This is a genomic window from Terriglobia bacterium (genome assembly GCA_020073495.1).
GTDB lineage: Bacteria > Acidobacteriota > Terriglobia > Terriglobales > Acidobacteriaceae > JAIQFD01.
In genome coordinates, this window is the sequence record JAIQFD010000004.1 from 653,547 (window position 1) to 668,586 (window position 15,040).

Here is a 15,040-nt window from a genome sequence, read left to right on the forward strand (position 1 = left end):
TGGCTCTATAATCGCGGTTCCATCGAGGAGAGTGAAGATGTCCGACCTGAAAGGGCGAGTGGCGCTGGTGACGGGCGCGTCGCAGGGGATCGGGCGAGCGTGTGCGCTCACGCTGGCGCAGGCGGGCGCGACGGTGGCGCTGGCCGCGCGCAACGAGGCGAAGACCGCCGCCGTCATGAAAGAGATCGCCGGCGCGGGCGGCGCCGCGCGCGCCTTCAAGCTCGACGTGGCCAACGAAGACGAGGTGAAGTCCGTCGTCAAGGCAGTGGTCGAGCAGTACGGGAAGGTCGACATCCTGGTGAACAATGCGGGCATCACCCGCGACCAGCTCGCCATGCGCATGAAGCGCGCCGACTGGGACGCCGTGCTCAACACCAACCTGACCGGGGCCTTCCTCTGCACCCAGGCAGTGATCGCGCCCATGCTGAAACAAAGGTGGGGCAGGATCATCAATATCAGCAGCGTGTTCGGGCGGATGGGGCAGGCGGGGCAGGCGAACTATGCCGCGTCGAAGGCGGGGCTGATCGGGCTGACCATGGCGATGGCGCGCGAGCTGGCGTCGCGCAACATCACGGTCAATGCGGTCGCGCCCGGATTCATCGAGACGGCCATGACCGAGGGCCTGACGCCCGAGTTCCGGGCGGAAGCGCTCAAGCTGATCCCGCTGGGACGCGTGGGGAGCGACATGGACGTGGCCCACGCGGTGCGCTTCCTGGCCTCGGAGGAAGCGGGATACATCACCGGTCACGTGCTGAACGTGAACGGCGGGATGCTGATGGGATGAAACCATCGCAGATCGCAAGAGTCAGATTGCAGAAGTAAGAAGCGAGGGCGAGGCTCCGGCGCTACGTTGGTATGGCGGAAGCAGCAAAGCAGACTGCGATCTCCATCGTTGAGGCAAGCACGCCGGAGCAAGTCGAGCAGGCGCGGGCGCTGTTCCTGGAGTACGCCGACTCGCTGGGGTTCAGCCTGTGCTTCCAATCGTTCGACCAGGAACTGGCGGAGCTGCCGGGGAAGTACGCGCGGCCGGAAGGACGATTGCTGCTTGCGTTTCAGGGCGGGCGGATCGCGGGATGCGTCGCGATGCGCAGACTCGAGGGCGACATCTGCGAGATGAAGCGGCTGTATGTGCGCCCGGACTTCCGCGGGACCGGGGCGGGCCGGACGCTTGCGCAGCGCATCATCGCGGAAGCGAAAGCCGCGGGATACCGGCGGATGCGGTTGGATACCATCACCGGCAAGATGGATCGGGCCATCGCGTTATATCGCGCGCTGGGATTCCGCGAGATCCCGCCCTACGGGATACACCCGATTTCGGGAACATTATTCATGGAATTGACCCTGTAGCAGCAGATCTTCGGGCGCTGCGGCATCGCCCGAGGCCGGCCTCAGGAGAAAAAGATTCTTCTTGCAAGGCGCACCCACTCTGATTACTATGCGGGCACTCCCCAGGACAATATTGCTGTTTTTTTCATTATGAACATCGGCGAAACTATCCGGAATTTCCGCCTCAACAAAGGCATGTCGCAGGGCGACATCGAGAAGCGCACCGGGCTTCTGCGGTGTTACCTGTCCCGGGTAGAGAACGGGCACACCATCCCGTCGCTGGACACGCTGGCCAAGATCGCTTCCGCCATGGAATTGCCGCTGGCGCAATTCTTCACCGATGCCGCCCACGACAACGGGCAGCCCGGGAAGCCCGTCCCGCAGCTCTCGGACGACGAGGTGCGGTTCCTGTCGCAGATCCGGCGCTACTCCGGCAGCTTGAACGACAGCGACCGCAAGCTGGTGCTGGCCATGGTCAAGAAGATGGCCGCCAGCGCCGCGCGGTAGCTGCCAGCCAGTAGCTCCTGACTCTGAGTTCCTCCACTGCCGGCCGAAGTACCTTTGGGAGGACAACCTTAGTGACCTCCCCGGCTTCGTCCGGGAAGGAAAAGCTTGTGCTATATTCCGGCCAAGGGGAGCCCGACCTTGTTTCCCGCGATGGGGGAACCCCGGGCTGCACGAGGTGACCGGTGACGGTCGACGAAGAACTCAATCAGCTCGACGATGCCCTGCGCCGGCTGAAGATCGAATACGACATCTATTTCGGGGGCGGGTCGAAGAAGCCTCCCACCGACCTGGAATGGCGTGTGCAGTCGCTGCTCAAGAAGTACTCCGACAGCCAGAAGATGAGTTTCCCCCAGCGCTTCCGCTACAACACCATCAGCCAGCGCCACGCCCTGTTCAGCGACCTGTGGCGGCAGAAGATGAAGATCAAGGAAGAGGGCTACCGGCGTCCGAGCGACGCGCTGCTGGGGGTGCAGGGAGTGCGCACCGCGGAGGAGCGCGCCGCCGAAGAAGCGCTGGCCGGGGAGCAGCCGGCCGCGGCCGCGGCCGAAGCCAAGCCTTTCACCGTGCACTGTTCGGACGCCGAGGCCGAGCACGACAAGGTGCAGTCGCTGTTCAACGCCATGGTCGAAGCCCGCAAGGCGGCCGGCGATGCCGGCGCGACGAGCGCCAATTTCGACTCCTTCAAGGCCTTCGTCAAGAAAAAGACGGACCAGATCCGCAAGGACTACGGCTGCCATTCCGTGGAGTACTCGGTCGAGCTGGAAGCCGGGCAGGTCCGGCTGAAGGCCAAGGCGAAGACATAGCTGTCAGCCATCAGCTATCAGCCATCAGGAACTTCCCCGACCCATCGCCTATAATCTCTGGTTCGTTTCAACTTCATTGTCGCAACCGAGGCGAGAGTGTCGAAGATCCAGCGGGCGATCATCAGCGTGACCGACAAACGGGGCGTGGAGGAGTTTGCGCGGCGACTGGCGCGGCTGGGCGTGGAGCTGGTCTCCACCGGGGGCACGGCCAAGCTGCTGCGCGACCGTGGCATCAAGGTCCGGGACATCTCCGAGCTCACGGGGTTTCCCGAGATGCTGGATGGGCGGGTGAAGACCCTTCATCCCAAGGTGCACGGCGGCATCCTGCACATGCGCGACAAGGCGGAGCACCTGAGCTCGGTCGCCCAGCATGGCATCCAGCCCATCGACCTGGTGGTGGTCAACCTGTACGCCTTCGAGAAGACCGCGGCCAAAACCGGCGTGCAGTTCGACGAGATCATCGAGAACATCGACATCGGCGGGCCCTCGATGATCCGTTCGGCGGCCAAGAACTTCAAGGACGTTGCCGTGGTGACGTCGCCCGGGGATTACAGCGCGGTCGCCGACGAGATGGAACGCAGCGGCGGTGAGCTTTCGCTGGAGACCAAGTGGCGGCTGGCGCAGAAAGCGTTCGCCACCACGTCGGCGTACGATTCCGCGATCGCTTCCACGCTGGAAGGGATCAGCCTGAGCGGCGGCAGCTTCGAACTGCATGCTGCAGGATTCCCGCAGGACCTGCGGCTGGCCTACCGCAAGGCGATGGACCTGCGCTACGGCGAGAACCCGCACCAGAAGGCCGCCATGTACTCCGACGGCTCGGGCGCGGGCATCGCCAACGGGAAGCAGCTCCAGGGCAAGGAGCTTTCCTACAACAACATCGTCGATCTGCAGGCGGCGTGGGACCTGACTCAGGAGTTCGAAGAGCCTTTTTGCGGCATCATCAAGCACACCAACCCGTGCGGCAGCGCGGTGGGGAAGGACCTGATCGAGGCCTTCCAGCGGGCGTTCGAGTGCGATCCGGTGTCGGCGTTCGGGGGCGTGATCGCGCTGAACCGGGCGGTGGACGGGCCGACCGCGGAGGCCATCGCGGGTCTGCGGCACAACGGAGTGGCGCTGTTCATCGAGTGCATCATCGCCTCCTCGTTCGACGAGGCGGCGCGGGCGCGCTTCGCCAAGCGCAAGGACCTGCGCGTGGTCGAGATCGTGCCGGCGGCGATGAAGTGGGTGATCAAGGCGGTCTCGGGCGGCGTGCTGCTGCAGGATGCGGACGCGCACAAGCTGGGGCCGTCGAATCTGACCGTGGTGACCGAACGGCAGCCCACCGAGGCCGAGATGCGGGACCTGCTGTTCGCGTGGAAGGTGTGCAAGCACGTGAAGTCGAACGCCATCCTCTATGCGAAGGACGGGCGCGGCATCGGCGTGGGCGCGGGGCAGATGAGCCGGGTGGACTCGGCCAGGATCGGCGCCATGAAGGCGGTGCTGCCGCTCCAGGGCAGCGTGGCCGGCTCCGATGCTTTTTTTCCGTTCTCCGACGGGGTCGAGGTGGTGGCCAAGGCGGGTGCGACCGCCATCATCCAGCCGGGCGGCTCGGTGAGGGACCAGGAAGTCATTGATACGGCGAACCGGCTGGGGCTGGCCATGGTGTTCACCGGGGTGCGGCACTTCAGACACTAGATCGCCGGGAGCGGAGTCCCGCAGCGGCAATAGCCCAGTCCTGCTGCGGCGCCTGAGCGCCGAGCTCAATGCCCGCACTCCCTCAGAAAATACGCAACAATACGGAAATGAGGTGTTCTATGTTGTGTGTACGGGCGCGGTCCTCTGTTTCCGTTCGTGTTTATCGCTGACGGCTGGAGGCTGACTGCCCAGGGGTAAAATAGAGAGCACCACGCACCTACCGTCCGGCATCCAATCGGGCGGGAAAGTGGCTAGGATCAGTTCTCAATGAGAATCCGCATCGTCGTGCTGCTGCTGGCCGCGGCGGTTACCGCATGGGCACAGCAAAACGCTCCGTCCGAAATCCCGCCCGACACCAAGGCGGAGGCGCCCGCGCAGCAGAGCGCGTCGCCGGGGACCGAGGCGCAGCCGAGTGAACCGGTTACACCGAACCGGGCGTCCGCGTACTACCACTACACCTTGGCGCACATGTACCAGGAGCTGGTGGCCGTCTATGGGCGCGCCGACTTCGCGACCAAAGCCATCCAGGAGTACCGGCTGGCGATCGAGTACGATCCCAAGTCGGACTTCCTGAAATCGGGGCTCGCCGAGCTGTACGTAAGCGTGGGGCGCATCCGAGACGCGGTCGAAGAAGCGCAGGACATCATCAAAGGCGATCCCAACAACCTGGATGCGCGGAAGCTGCTGGGCCGAATCTACCTGCGCTCGCTGGGCGACGTGCAAGCGGGGACGCAATCGCGGGAGATGCTGGGCCTGGCCATCGAACAATTCGAGCAGATCGTTCGCATCGATCCCAGCAACGTCGAAAGCCACCTCCTGCTGGGGCGCCTGTACCGCCTGAACAACGAACTGGTCAAAGCGGAGAACGAGTTCAAGACCGCGGTCGGGCTGCAGCCTACCTCAGAGGAAGCGGTGACGACCCTGGCCTACCTGTACAACGAGGAGGGCGACTCCAAGCGCGCCGCCGAGGTGCTGGCCGGGGTGCCCGAGGCCGGGCGCACGGCCAAGCTGTACTCGGCGCTGGGCTTCACCTACGAGCAGCAGAAGGTTTACAAGAAAGCGGTCGAGGCCTACAAGAAGGCGGTCGAGCTGGACAAGGACAACCTCGACGCCTTGCGCGGCCTGGCGCAAAACCTGCTGAATGACGGCCAGAGCGACGCGGCCCTGGAGCAGTACAAGCAGATCGCCGAGGCCGACCCGCAGGACGCACAGGCGTTCCTGCGCATGGCCGAGATCCACCGTCGGCAGGGCAAATACGACAAAGCTCTCGACAACCTGAACAAGGCCGAAGCGCTGGTCCAGGATTCGCTGGAAGTCCCCTATAACCGGGCGCTGATCTACGAAGTGCAGGGCAGGTTCGAAGAAGCCGCCAAGATCCTGGAAGGACTGCTGCAAAAGGGCGAGAAGCGGGAGGGCGCCTACGCGGCTGGCGAAGCCAACAACCGCGCCGTCTTCCTGGAACGGCTGGGCAATGTCTACCGCGAGCAGGGGAAGACGCAGCAGGCGGTGGAGACCTTCCGCAAGGCGCTCGCGCTGGGCCCGGACAACGCCAGCCGCAGCTACCAGCAGATCATCGACACGTATCGCGAGGCCAAGATGTGGCCGCAGGCCACCGAGGCCGCGCGCGAAGCGGTGGAGAAGGTGCCCGAGGACCGCGGCCTGAAGCTGGTCCTCGCCGGCCAGCTCGCGGATACGCCGGGCGAGGCCGATGCCGCCATCGCCCAGGTCAAGAGCCTGCTCAAGGGCGCGCCCGAGGACCGCGAGGTGTACATCGCGCTGGCGCAGATCGAGAGCCGCTTGAAGCTCTACAAGGACGCGGAAGAGGCCATCGCGCAGGCGGAGAAGCTCTCCCCCAAGCCGGAGGAGAGGAACTACGCCCTGTTCGTGGCGGGGTCGATATTCGAGCGGCAAAAGAAGTACGAGGCGGCGGAAGAAGCGTTCAAGAAGGTGCTCGCCGACGAACCGAACAACGCGGTCGCGCTCAACTACCTGGGCTACATGCTGGCGGACCGCGGGGTGCGCCTCGAGGAAGCCCTGAACTACATCAAGAAAGCGGTGGAGCTCGATCCGCAGAATGGGGCGTACCTGGATTCGCTGGGCTGGGCGTACTTCAAACTGGGCAATTACGACCTGGCGGAAGAGAACCTGGGCAAGGCGGTGGCGCGGGTCTCGAACGATGCGACCATCCACCAGCATCTCGGCGACCTCTACCAGAAGACGGGGCGATTGAAGCTGGCCGCCGCGCACTGGGAGCGGGCGCTGGACGAGTGGAACAAGACCGTCGCCGCCGAGGTTGACCAGTCCGACGTGAACCAGGTGGCGAAGAAGCTAGAGGCGGCCAAGGTCAGGCTGGCGCAGCAGGCGCCGGTCCGCAAGTAAGCCCGCAGGACGCAGGTGTTGATCCTGCAACCTGCCTCCTGCCTCCTTTACAATCCCAGCATGCTGGCCGAGTATGCCGTCCGCGTGGAGAACTCGCGCGGGCGACGGTATCCTGAGCCGCCGCATCCTTACCGCAACCCGTTCCAGCGGGACCGCGACCGCGTCATCCACTCGCGCGCTTTCCGGCGGCTGGAGGACAAGACGCAGGTCTTCACCCGGCGCTACTCCGATCACTTCCGCAACCGGCTGACGCACACCATCGAGGTGTCGCAGATCGCGCGCACCATCGCCGCCCAACTGAAGCTGAACCAGGACGTGAGCGAGGCGCTGGCGCTGGTGCACGACATCGGGCATCCGCCCTTCGGACATGCAGGGGAGAAGTCGCTGGACCAGGCCATGCGCGCGCACGGGGAATCCTTCGACCACAACCTGCACGCGCTGCGCATCGTAGAGGACTTCGAGCTGCGTTACGCCGAGTTCAGAGGCTTGAACCTGACCTTCGAGGTGCGCGAGGGCATCATCAAGCACTCGCACGCCTACCGCGCCGCGGACTACCCACAAGTCTCCGAGTACCTGCTGGAGCTGCGCCCGCCGCTGGAGGCGCAGCTCATCGACCTGGCCGACGAGATCGCGTACAACACCGCCGATCTCGACGACGGGTACGAAGCGCGCCTGCTCACGCTGGAGGAGATCTGCGGGCGGGTCGGCATCTTCGAGCGCTGCTACCGCGAGGTGGAGAAGCTCTATCCCACGGCGCTGGAGAAGCTGAAATTCAATGAGGCGCTGAAGCGCATGCTCAACCGAATGGCCACCGACCTCATCCACAATACGGAGTCGCGGGTCAACGAAGCCGGGGTGCGCAGCCTGGACGAAGTACGAGCCTGGCCGGAGCGCCTCACCGCGTTCAGCCGCGCAGTGGAGCAGGAGCGGGCGGAATCGAAAGCGTTCCTGTACGAAAGACTCTACCTCAGTCCCGCGCTCCAGCCGGAAAAGGACGCCGCCGAGCGCGTGATCATGGAGCTGTTCGAGTTCTGGATCGCGCACCCGGAGGCACTGCCCGCCAGTTACCAGGAGAAAGCGCGGCAGGAGAGTCTGCCACGCGTGGTGTGCGATTACATCGCCGGCATGACTGACACCTTCATCCTGGACCAGTACGAAAGCCACTGCCATGGTGGCGCGTCGGAGGTCATCCGGCGGGGAAACGCGGGATAATCGTCAACGCGCGGCGACTTCGGCGACCACGTCGTAGAGCACTCGCGGGGCGCGCCGCACCTGCTCCACGCGCACGCGCTCGTCGTTGCCATGCTCCGTATCGCTTTCCGCCTCGGTCGAAGAATAGGGCGTGAAGCCGTAGGCGACGATCCCCACCTCGCGATAGCGCTGGCACTCGTCGTAGCCGCTGGTCAGCCGAGGAGAGACCGGGGCGCCGTTGAAGTATCGCCCCGCGGCCTTCTCGATAGCGCGGAACAGCGCGGTGCCGGTGGGCGACGAGTTCGCCTGGCGGAAAGTCCCGATGGGTTCGACGGAGATGTTCGGGTCGTTGATGACTTTCTTGAGTTCGGCCTGGAAGCGCGCCGGGTCTTCGTCGGGGAGAAGGCGCACGTCGAGGTTGGCCCAGGCGGCGGGCGGGATCACGTTGGTCTGCTGCGATCCGCCCAGCATAGTGAGCGACACGGTATTGCGAAACATGTATGCCAGATCGGGATCGCTGTTGAGGTAGGCGCGAAACTTGGGGTCTTTCATCGCCCGGCGCGGATCACGGAACCAGGCAGCGCGCTGGCCGGTCTCCAGCAAGGCCTGGCGCTGGAGGAACATCTCGACCGAGGGCAGCAGTTGGAGCGGGGTTTCCCACGCGATCACGCGGTTGAGCGCGCGCGTGAGCCGGTTCGGCGCCGAATCCGGCAGTGGACGCGAGCCGTGTCCCGGCGTCCCGTGGGCCACGAGGCGCACCCAGTACGGAGCTTTTTCCGCCACATCCAGCCCGACGTAGAGCACGCGGCCGTTCTCCTCGCGGTTCTCTCCGCCTTCGTTGATCAGGAACTCGGCGTTCTCCAGCAGGGCGGTATGCTGCATCATCCAGTCGACACCGATACCATTGGCCTCCTCGTCGGCGGTGGCGAGGAAGATCACGTCGCGGTCCAGGGGCAGTTTCTCGCGCTTGAGCATGACCATTACGACGAGCTGCGCCAAGCCCTCGTTCTTCATGTCCTGCGCGCCGCGGCCGTAGATGGCGCCGTGGTCCACGGCGCCGCTGAAGGGTGGATGGGTCCAGTGCGCGGGATCGCTGGTGACCACGTCGGTGTGATTCAGCAGAATGATCGGCCGCTTTCCGGGAGCGACCGTCGCCGGCAGCTTGGCCCACAGGTTCGCCCGGCCGGGGGCGATCTCGAACACGCGATTCTCGATGCCTTCGGCGTCAAGGATCTTCTTCATCCAGGCGGTGGCGCGCGCCTCGTTGCCCGGGGGATTGGTGGTGTCCACGCGCAGGTACTCCTGCATCCAGCGTTCGGCCAGATCGGAGTAGTGCTTCATTCGGTCGGGAGGAATACGGTCGGAGGCGAACTGCGGAGCAGCCTGCGCCAGGACGGTCGCGGAAAGAAAAAGGATTAGGAGGCAGGCGAGGGTCGGGTTCCTGGAAGATTGCATATGTGTTCGCGCAGTCGACTCTAGTTCAGAATTTTCTTACCTGTTCGCAGTAGCCGCGGAAGTTGCGCAGAACTTCTTCCATGGAATCGCCGCCGAATTTTTCGCGGGCGGCGCGGGCCAGGGTGAGCGCGACCATGGCCTCGCCGGCCACCCCGGCGGCCGGCACCACGCAAACATCACTGCGCTCGTAGGCGGCCTTGACCGGCTCGCGCGACTTGAAGTCCACGGATTCCAGCGGGCGGCGCAGCGTGGAGATGGGCTTCAGGTAGCCGCGGACGATGATGTCCTCGCCGTTGGAGACGCCGCCCTCGATCCCGCCGGCGCGGTTGGAGCGGCGCAGGAACTTGTGGCCGGACTTGTCATAGGCGATGACGTCCTGTACCGCGGACCCGGGCAGGGAAGCGTTGGCGATGCCGCTGCCGATCTCCACCGCCTTCACCGCCTGCAAGGACATGACGGCGGCCGCAAGTTGGGTGTCGAGGCGCTCGTCCCAGTTGATGTAGGAGCCCAGCCCCGGCGGTATGCTGTGCGCCACGACTTCAAAGACGCCGCCCACGGAGTCGCCGGTCCTGAGGGCGTTGTCCACCTCGGCTTGCATGCGCGGCTCAGCCTCCGGGTCGGCACAGTTGAGCAGGACCTCATCGCGGGCGCTCAGCTCGCACAGCTTCTCCCACGCGATCTCGGCGTCGCCGACCGTGGCGTTGCCCACCGAAAGCACGTGGCTGAGGACGTTCGCGCCCAGCGCATGCAGGAACAGCTTGGCGAGGGCGCCGACGGCGACGCGCGCCGCCGATTCCCGCGCCGACGCGCGCTCCAGCACGTACCGCGCTTCGGGAAAATTGAACTTGAGCGCGCCCGCCAGGTCTGCGTGCCCCGGGCGCGGCGAGGTCACCGGCTTGTGCTTGGCCGGATCTCCGGCGCCGACGGGCAGGGATTCTTCCCAGTTCTTCCAGTCCTTGTTCTCCAGCAGGATGGCGACGGGAGAGCCGATGGTCTGGCCATGGCGCACGCCGGAAACGATGTGCGCGGTGTCGCGCTCGATCTTCTGCCGGCCGCCGCGGCCGTAGCCCTGCTGGCGCCGCCACAGCTCGCGGTCGAGAAACGCCTGGTCGATCTTCAGCCCGGCGGGCAGCCCGGAGAGCCATGCCACCAGCGTCTCTCCATGCGACTCGCCCGCGGTCCAGAATCGGAGCATGGCCACTGATTTAACCACAGAGGGCGCTGAGGGCACAGGGGAGATCGCCGGATTGGGACGGAGGGTTCAGGCCTTGGGCACCGCCAGGTCCGCCAGCGTCTTCAGGTCCGGCACCTCGAGGTCGGGGACCGCAGTGCCCTTGCCGGAAGCCGACGGCCCTGGCCGGGTCGCGTGCCGATTCACCCAGACGTTGGCGATCCCCAATTGACGCGCCGGAGCAATGTCGTGGCGCCGGCTTTCGGCGCAGTGCAGGATAGCCTCCGAACCGAGTCCGATGCGCTCGATCGCCGTCCTGAAGTTGTTCAGCGACGGCTTGTAGCTGCGGCACTGCTGCGCCGTGATCACCTGGTCGAAGCGTACCTCGAGCCGCTGGGCGGTGTGGGCGAACAGGTCGTCGTCGATGTTGGAGAGGATGACCAGCTTATAGCGCGTCTTCAGGCGCCGCAGCGCTTCCACCGTGTCGGGGAAGGGAGGCCATTCGCGGATGGACTCCGGAAGTGAAGCTGCTTCCTGGGCGCTGGGCGAGAAATCCAGCCGCCGCCCCAGCCGCCGCACGATCTTTTCCAGGATATGGCGGTAAGGCCTGTACTCGCCCGCCTCCTCTTCGCTTTCCAACTCCCCGTAGATCTCCAGCAGTTGCTCATCCGGCAGACTCTTGCCGTATTTCTGGAGGATGGGCTTGATCGCGCCCAGCAAACCGCTCTCCCAGTCCACCAGCGTGCCGTAGCAGTCGAAGGTCAGGACCTTGAACCGTGCGAAGTCCATGGCTTGACTTTACCAGAACCACCCCGCTCGAAAAAAAGCGCGGCTGTGCGCCGCGCTTGCTTCTATACCGAAAAACCCGGAGCTACATCTTCACTTGGAGCGGCTGAGTCATCTTGAAACTCAAGCTGGTCTCGGCCCGCAGGGTGATGTTCTTGTTGCCGGTGAAGGCGGCTCCGGCGGTGCCGGCGCCTGCGCCCGCCACAGCGCCGATGGCCGCACCCTTGCCGCCACCCGCCAGCGCACCGATGAGCGCACCCGCGCCCGCGCCGCCGCCGATCATGACCGCCGTCCGCTTGCCCTTACCCTTGGCGGACTGGGCAACGCCCGTGGTCTGGACGTCATATTTTTTCCCGTTGATGGTCACGGAGTTGAGCGTGAGAGCGAGCTTGGCGCCGCCCTTGAAGCGACCCAACGGCGCCGCTTCGGTGACCGTGCCACCCGCTTCGGATCCCTTGGGGATCACTACCTTGTCGCCGACTTGCACCGGCTCGACGACCGTGGCCGAAAAGGGGTCGCCGCTGTTGCTGATCTTGGACCCGACCGCCTGGTTGAGCCGCACGGTCAGGACCGTACCTTCGGGAACGGTAACAGGCTTCGCTTCCAGACGTTCCAGCAGCCCGGGCTTCTTGGCTTCGCCCGTCGCTGGGGTGGCACCTGGTGCCGCACCTGTGGCTGAAGTCTCCGACGCCGGGGGCTTGCTGCCGCACGCCAGCAGCGCCAGCGACGCTGCCAGCAGGACCACTGACGCCGCTATCCGTATACGCATAAACACCTCCCTTATGAGAGCGACGCCGTTTTACCAGAACGCCGGGTGTGACGCAACGCACCAAGGCAGATCGGTCGTTGTCCTTTAGTCGTTGGCCTTTGGCCGTTGGTAGCAGCCGATCAGGGAGAATGAGCTACCGACAAAGACCTAGAGCAGGGAATCGTCGATCCGGCTGGGAGCGAAGGTGCTCCCGGAAGCGGCGGCGCGCTGCTTCTTCGCCGGGCGGCGCGTCACCGTGCGCGGCGACGCATGCGAAGGCTCCTTCCCGCGGAAGCGCGCGACATAGCTGACGAGCGCCTCACAGTCGTTCTCGAACAGGTTGACCAGCAGGCGCGCGACCGCCTCCTGGCGCGCGCTCTCCACGTCCAGGACCGGCGAGTACGAATACGCGCGGCCGTTCTTCCGCCGGTCGACCACGCCCTTGGCGCTCATGCGGTCGAGGACCGTCATCACGGTGGTGTAGGCCAGCGGCCGGCCCAGCGCGGCGCGCACTTCGGCGACGCTGGCTCCAGGGTGCTTCCACAGCACGCGCAGGCAATCCAGTTCGAGTTGCGGCAGGCGGGTTTTGGCGGCAGCGATCACTTCTTTTCGGACGCGGCGGCCGCGCCCGCTTTCTCTTCCTCGGCGCGCTTGGCGAGGAATTTCTTCACGTCGAGCAGGGGGCGTCCCAGCGACGCGTTATACGCCGTCCATTCGCCGTCCAGCTCCGCCTCGCGCTCGTAGTGCGCGCGCATCGCCTCCATCTTCGAATCAAGGTCGTCCAGATAGTGCAGCATGAGCGCCTCGGGGAACATGGGCAGCTTGGGCGAGCCGAACTCGTACTGGCCGTGGTGGCTGATGATCAAGTGCTCGATCAGCGTCGTCAACTCGGCAGGGAAGCCGGGGACCTGCGCGATCTTGTCGTGCAACATCTCCAGTTCGATGATCATATGCCCCAGCAGCTGCCCGCGCGTGGTGTAGGCGAAGGAGCGATTGAAGCTGAGCTCGTGGATCTTGCCGATGTCGTGCAGGAAGGCGCCGGTCAGCAGCAGGTCGCGGTCGATCTGCGGGTAGTTGCGGCACACCAGGTCGCAGGAGCGGAAGAGCGACACCACGTGGTCAAGCAGGCCCCCGATGTAGGCATGGTGCAGGGTCTTGGCCGCGGGCGCAGTCTTGTAAGCCGCGGCGATCTCCGGGTCGGCCATGAAAGCCTCGAGCAGCGCCTTCAGCCGCGGGTCCTTGAAGGTCGCCACGAACTCGCTCACCGTCCGCCACAGCTCTTCTACGTCCCTGGTGGTCTTGGGCATGTAGTCGGAGAAATCGATCTCGGACTCCTCCATTCGCCGCACCTTGTGCAAGGTGAGCTGCCAGCGGTTGTTGTACTTGTTGATCAGGCCCTTGATCTTGAGGAAATCATCCTGCTCGAAGGCGTTGAGAGCTTCGGCGACGTTGTCCCACATCTTGGCCTGGATCTGGCCGCTGCGGTCGGCCAGCAGCAGGTCCAGGTAGGGCTCGCCCGTCTTCTTGTTCTTGACCTGCTTGGAGGCGACGACGAAGGAGGAGGTGATGACCTTGTTCTCGTTGGCGGCGCAATCGCGGACGTAAAAGTCCTTCATAAGAGATCCCGATCCAGGGGCAGGCGCTATTCTGACACAAGTGCGGAGTGCCGAACACCGTGTTGCGAGTCATGAGAAAGCGCGGCGTTGGCCGCGCTTCTCACACCCCGGGATTCGCGACCCACAGCTAGAAGATCAGGAATTTCTTCTTTTTCTTCTTCGCCTGCTGCGCCTGCTCCGCCGCCGACGCCGTGATGACGGGCTTGGTCTGGTTCGGGCTGGCGCCCGAGTCCACGAATCCTTCCTTGATGTCGATGAAGGCTTCCTCGCGCAGCTTGGTCAGGTAGGCGCGCAGCGCCGGCTGGAGCCTCTTGTAATACATCGCGTCGCCGATCTTCTGCTCGGCTTCCTTATAGGAAGGCATGCCAGCGGCGGTGTGCTCCGTGACTTTCAGGATCACGAAGCCCTGCTTGGTGCGGATGACGTCGGAGACCTCGTCGGCCTTGATGGCGAAGGTCATGTCTTCCAGTTCCTTGGCCAGCATGCCGCGCTTGAAGAGACCGAGGTCGCCACCCTGTGCCGAGGTCGGGCCCTGGGACGAGCGTTTCGCCACCTCGTCGAACTTGGCTCCTCCGCGGATCTGCTTCAACAGGTCGTCCGCCTTGGACTGGGCTGCGGCGATCTGTTCCGGGGAGGCGTCCTTCTCCACCGTGACCAGGATCTCGCTCAGCCGGATCTGCTCCGGCTGTTCCAGTTCTTTCTTGTGCTCTTCATAGAACTGTTTGCCCTCTTCGGGGGTGATGCGGATCTTGCGCCCGACTTCCTGCCCGATCACCTGCTGGGTGATGATGCTGTTGCGCAACTGCTGCTTGAAGTCCTCGAAGCTGATGCCCTGCGAGGTTGCCGCCTTCTCCATGTCTTCCATGCTGGCCAGGTTGTTCTGCTTGCGGATCTCGTCCAGGCGCTTGACCAGTTCGGTGTCGGCAGTGATGCCCAACTCCTTCCCCTTGTCCAGCAGCAGTTGCTGGTCGATCAGGTCGCGTAGCACGTCCTTCTCACGCTGCTTGAACTGTGGTTCCGCCTCCGCACCGAACTCCTGCCTCACGTCGTTCATGAGCTGCTCGCGGCCCTTCTGGTAGTCGGTGCGGGTGATGACCTCGCCGTTCACGCGGGCGACGATCTCCTCGACGATGGTGTCCGCGAACAGCGCCGCGGGCAGGAGGAGACCCAGGGTGACAAGGAAAAGGGGGACTCTCTTCATAATAGAAACTCAGGACTTACGGGACGACGTACTGCTTTCCAGTTCATGCGGGTGCGATGCCCGTTATTCTAACCTTCCGCCGGGGTCGAACACCAGCCGGCCAGGGGCGCGGGTCGCGCCCCAACATCCTGCTCCCAGCCGCCTTTATTTTGTGCTACTGTACTGCCGCCTCCCCCGGTCCCA

Annotated in this window: 14 protein-coding genes; 7 read left to right on the forward strand and 7 right to left on the reverse strand. The window is 64.6% G+C overall.

The window, feature by feature from the left end:
* Positions 1-37: 37 nt before the first annotated feature.
* The 7 genes from fabG to LAN37_13375 all read left to right on the forward strand — a co-directional run bounded on the left by fabG (position 38) and on the right by LAN37_13375 (position 7,901).
* A complete protein-coding gene (gene fabG, locus LAN37_13345; protein MBZ5648195.1) occupies positions 38-784 on the forward strand; it encodes a 3-oxoacyl-[acyl-carrier-protein] reductase in 747 nt (248 codons plus the stop codon).
* Positions 785-855: 71 nt separating this feature from the next.
* Positions 856-1,347 (forward strand): GNAT family N-acetyltransferase, encoded by a 492-nt coding sequence (locus tag LAN37_13350; GenBank protein ID MBZ5648196.1) that lies wholly within the window; start codon positions 856-858, stop codon positions 1,345-1,347.
* 129 nt (positions 1,348-1,476) lie between these two features.
* The gene (locus LAN37_13355) at positions 1,477-1,833 is read left to right on the forward strand and encodes a helix-turn-helix domain-containing protein (protein ID MBZ5648197.1); all 357 of its coding nucleotides are present in this window, start codon (positions 1,477-1,479) and stop codon (positions 1,831-1,833) included.
* A 182-nt stretch (positions 1,834-2,015) separates the two neighbouring features.
* Positions 2,016-2,636 (forward strand): hypothetical protein, encoded by a 621-nt coding sequence (locus tag LAN37_13360; GenBank protein ID MBZ5648198.1) that lies wholly within the window; start codon positions 2,016-2,018, stop codon positions 2,634-2,636.
* A 96-nt stretch (positions 2,637-2,732) separates the two neighbouring features.
* Positions 2,733-4,310 (forward strand): bifunctional phosphoribosylaminoimidazolecarboxamide formyltransferase/IMP cyclohydrolase, encoded by a 1,578-nt coding sequence (gene purH / locus LAN37_13365; GenBank protein ID MBZ5648199.1) that lies wholly within the window; start codon positions 2,733-2,735, stop codon positions 4,308-4,310.
* A 267-nt stretch (positions 4,311-4,577) separates the two neighbouring features.
* On the forward strand, positions 4,578-6,689 hold the full coding sequence (locus LAN37_13370) for a tetratricopeptide repeat protein (protein MBZ5648200.1): 2,112 nt from the start codon (positions 4,578-4,580) through the stop codon (positions 6,687-6,689).
* Between the two features lie 60 nt (positions 6,690-6,749).
* Positions 6,750-7,901, forward strand: a complete 1,152-nt coding sequence (locus LAN37_13375; GenBank protein ID MBZ5648201.1) for a deoxyguanosinetriphosphate triphosphohydrolase — start codon at positions 6,750-6,752, stop codon at positions 7,899-7,901.
* 3 nt (positions 7,902-7,904) lie between these two features.
* On the opposite strand, the gene LAN37_13380 is transcribed toward LAN37_13375, so the two are convergent.
* The 7 genes from LAN37_13380 to LAN37_13410 form a co-directional block, all read right to left on the reverse strand.
* Positions 7,905-9,335: a M20/M25/M40 family metallo-hydrolase gene (locus tag LAN37_13380; GenBank protein MBZ5648202.1), complete on the reverse strand. Its 1,431-nt coding sequence runs from the start codon at positions 9,333-9,335 to the stop codon at positions 7,905-7,907.
* A 25-nt stretch (positions 9,336-9,360) separates the two neighbouring features.
* Complete coding sequence (aroC, locus tag LAN37_13385) at positions 9,361-10,530, reverse strand: chorismate synthase (GenBank protein MBZ5648203.1); 1,170 nt, start codon at positions 10,528-10,530, stop codon at positions 9,361-9,363.
* Between the two features lie 66 nt (positions 10,531-10,596).
* Positions 10,597-11,295, reverse strand: a complete 699-nt coding sequence (locus tag LAN37_13390) for a haloacid dehalogenase type II (GenBank protein ID MBZ5648204.1) — start codon at positions 11,293-11,295, stop codon at positions 10,597-10,599.
* Between the two features lie 82 nt (positions 11,296-11,377).
* Complete coding sequence (locus LAN37_13395; protein ID MBZ5648205.1) at positions 11,378-12,061, reverse strand: hypothetical protein; 684 nt, start codon at positions 12,059-12,061, stop codon at positions 11,378-11,380.
* Between the two features lie 147 nt (positions 12,062-12,208).
* The gene (locus LAN37_13400) at positions 12,209-12,643 is read right to left on the reverse strand and encodes a BlaI/MecI/CopY family transcriptional regulator (protein MBZ5648206.1); all 435 of its coding nucleotides are present in this window, start codon (positions 12,641-12,643) and stop codon (positions 12,209-12,211) included.
* The gene (locus LAN37_13405) at positions 12,640-13,656 is read right to left on the reverse strand and encodes an HD domain-containing protein (protein MBZ5648207.1); all 1,017 of its coding nucleotides are present in this window, start codon (positions 13,654-13,656) and stop codon (positions 12,640-12,642) included. Before LAN37_13405 ends, LAN37_13400 begins: the two co-directional genes overlap by 4 nt.
* Positions 13,657-13,783: 127 nt before the next feature.
* Positions 13,784-14,857 carry a peptidylprolyl isomerase gene (locus tag LAN37_13410; protein ID MBZ5648208.1) on the reverse strand — a complete coding sequence of 358 codons (1,074 nt, stop codon included), beginning with the start codon at positions 14,855-14,857 and terminating at the stop codon, positions 13,784-13,786.
* Between the last annotated feature and the right edge of the window lie 183 nt (positions 14,858-15,040).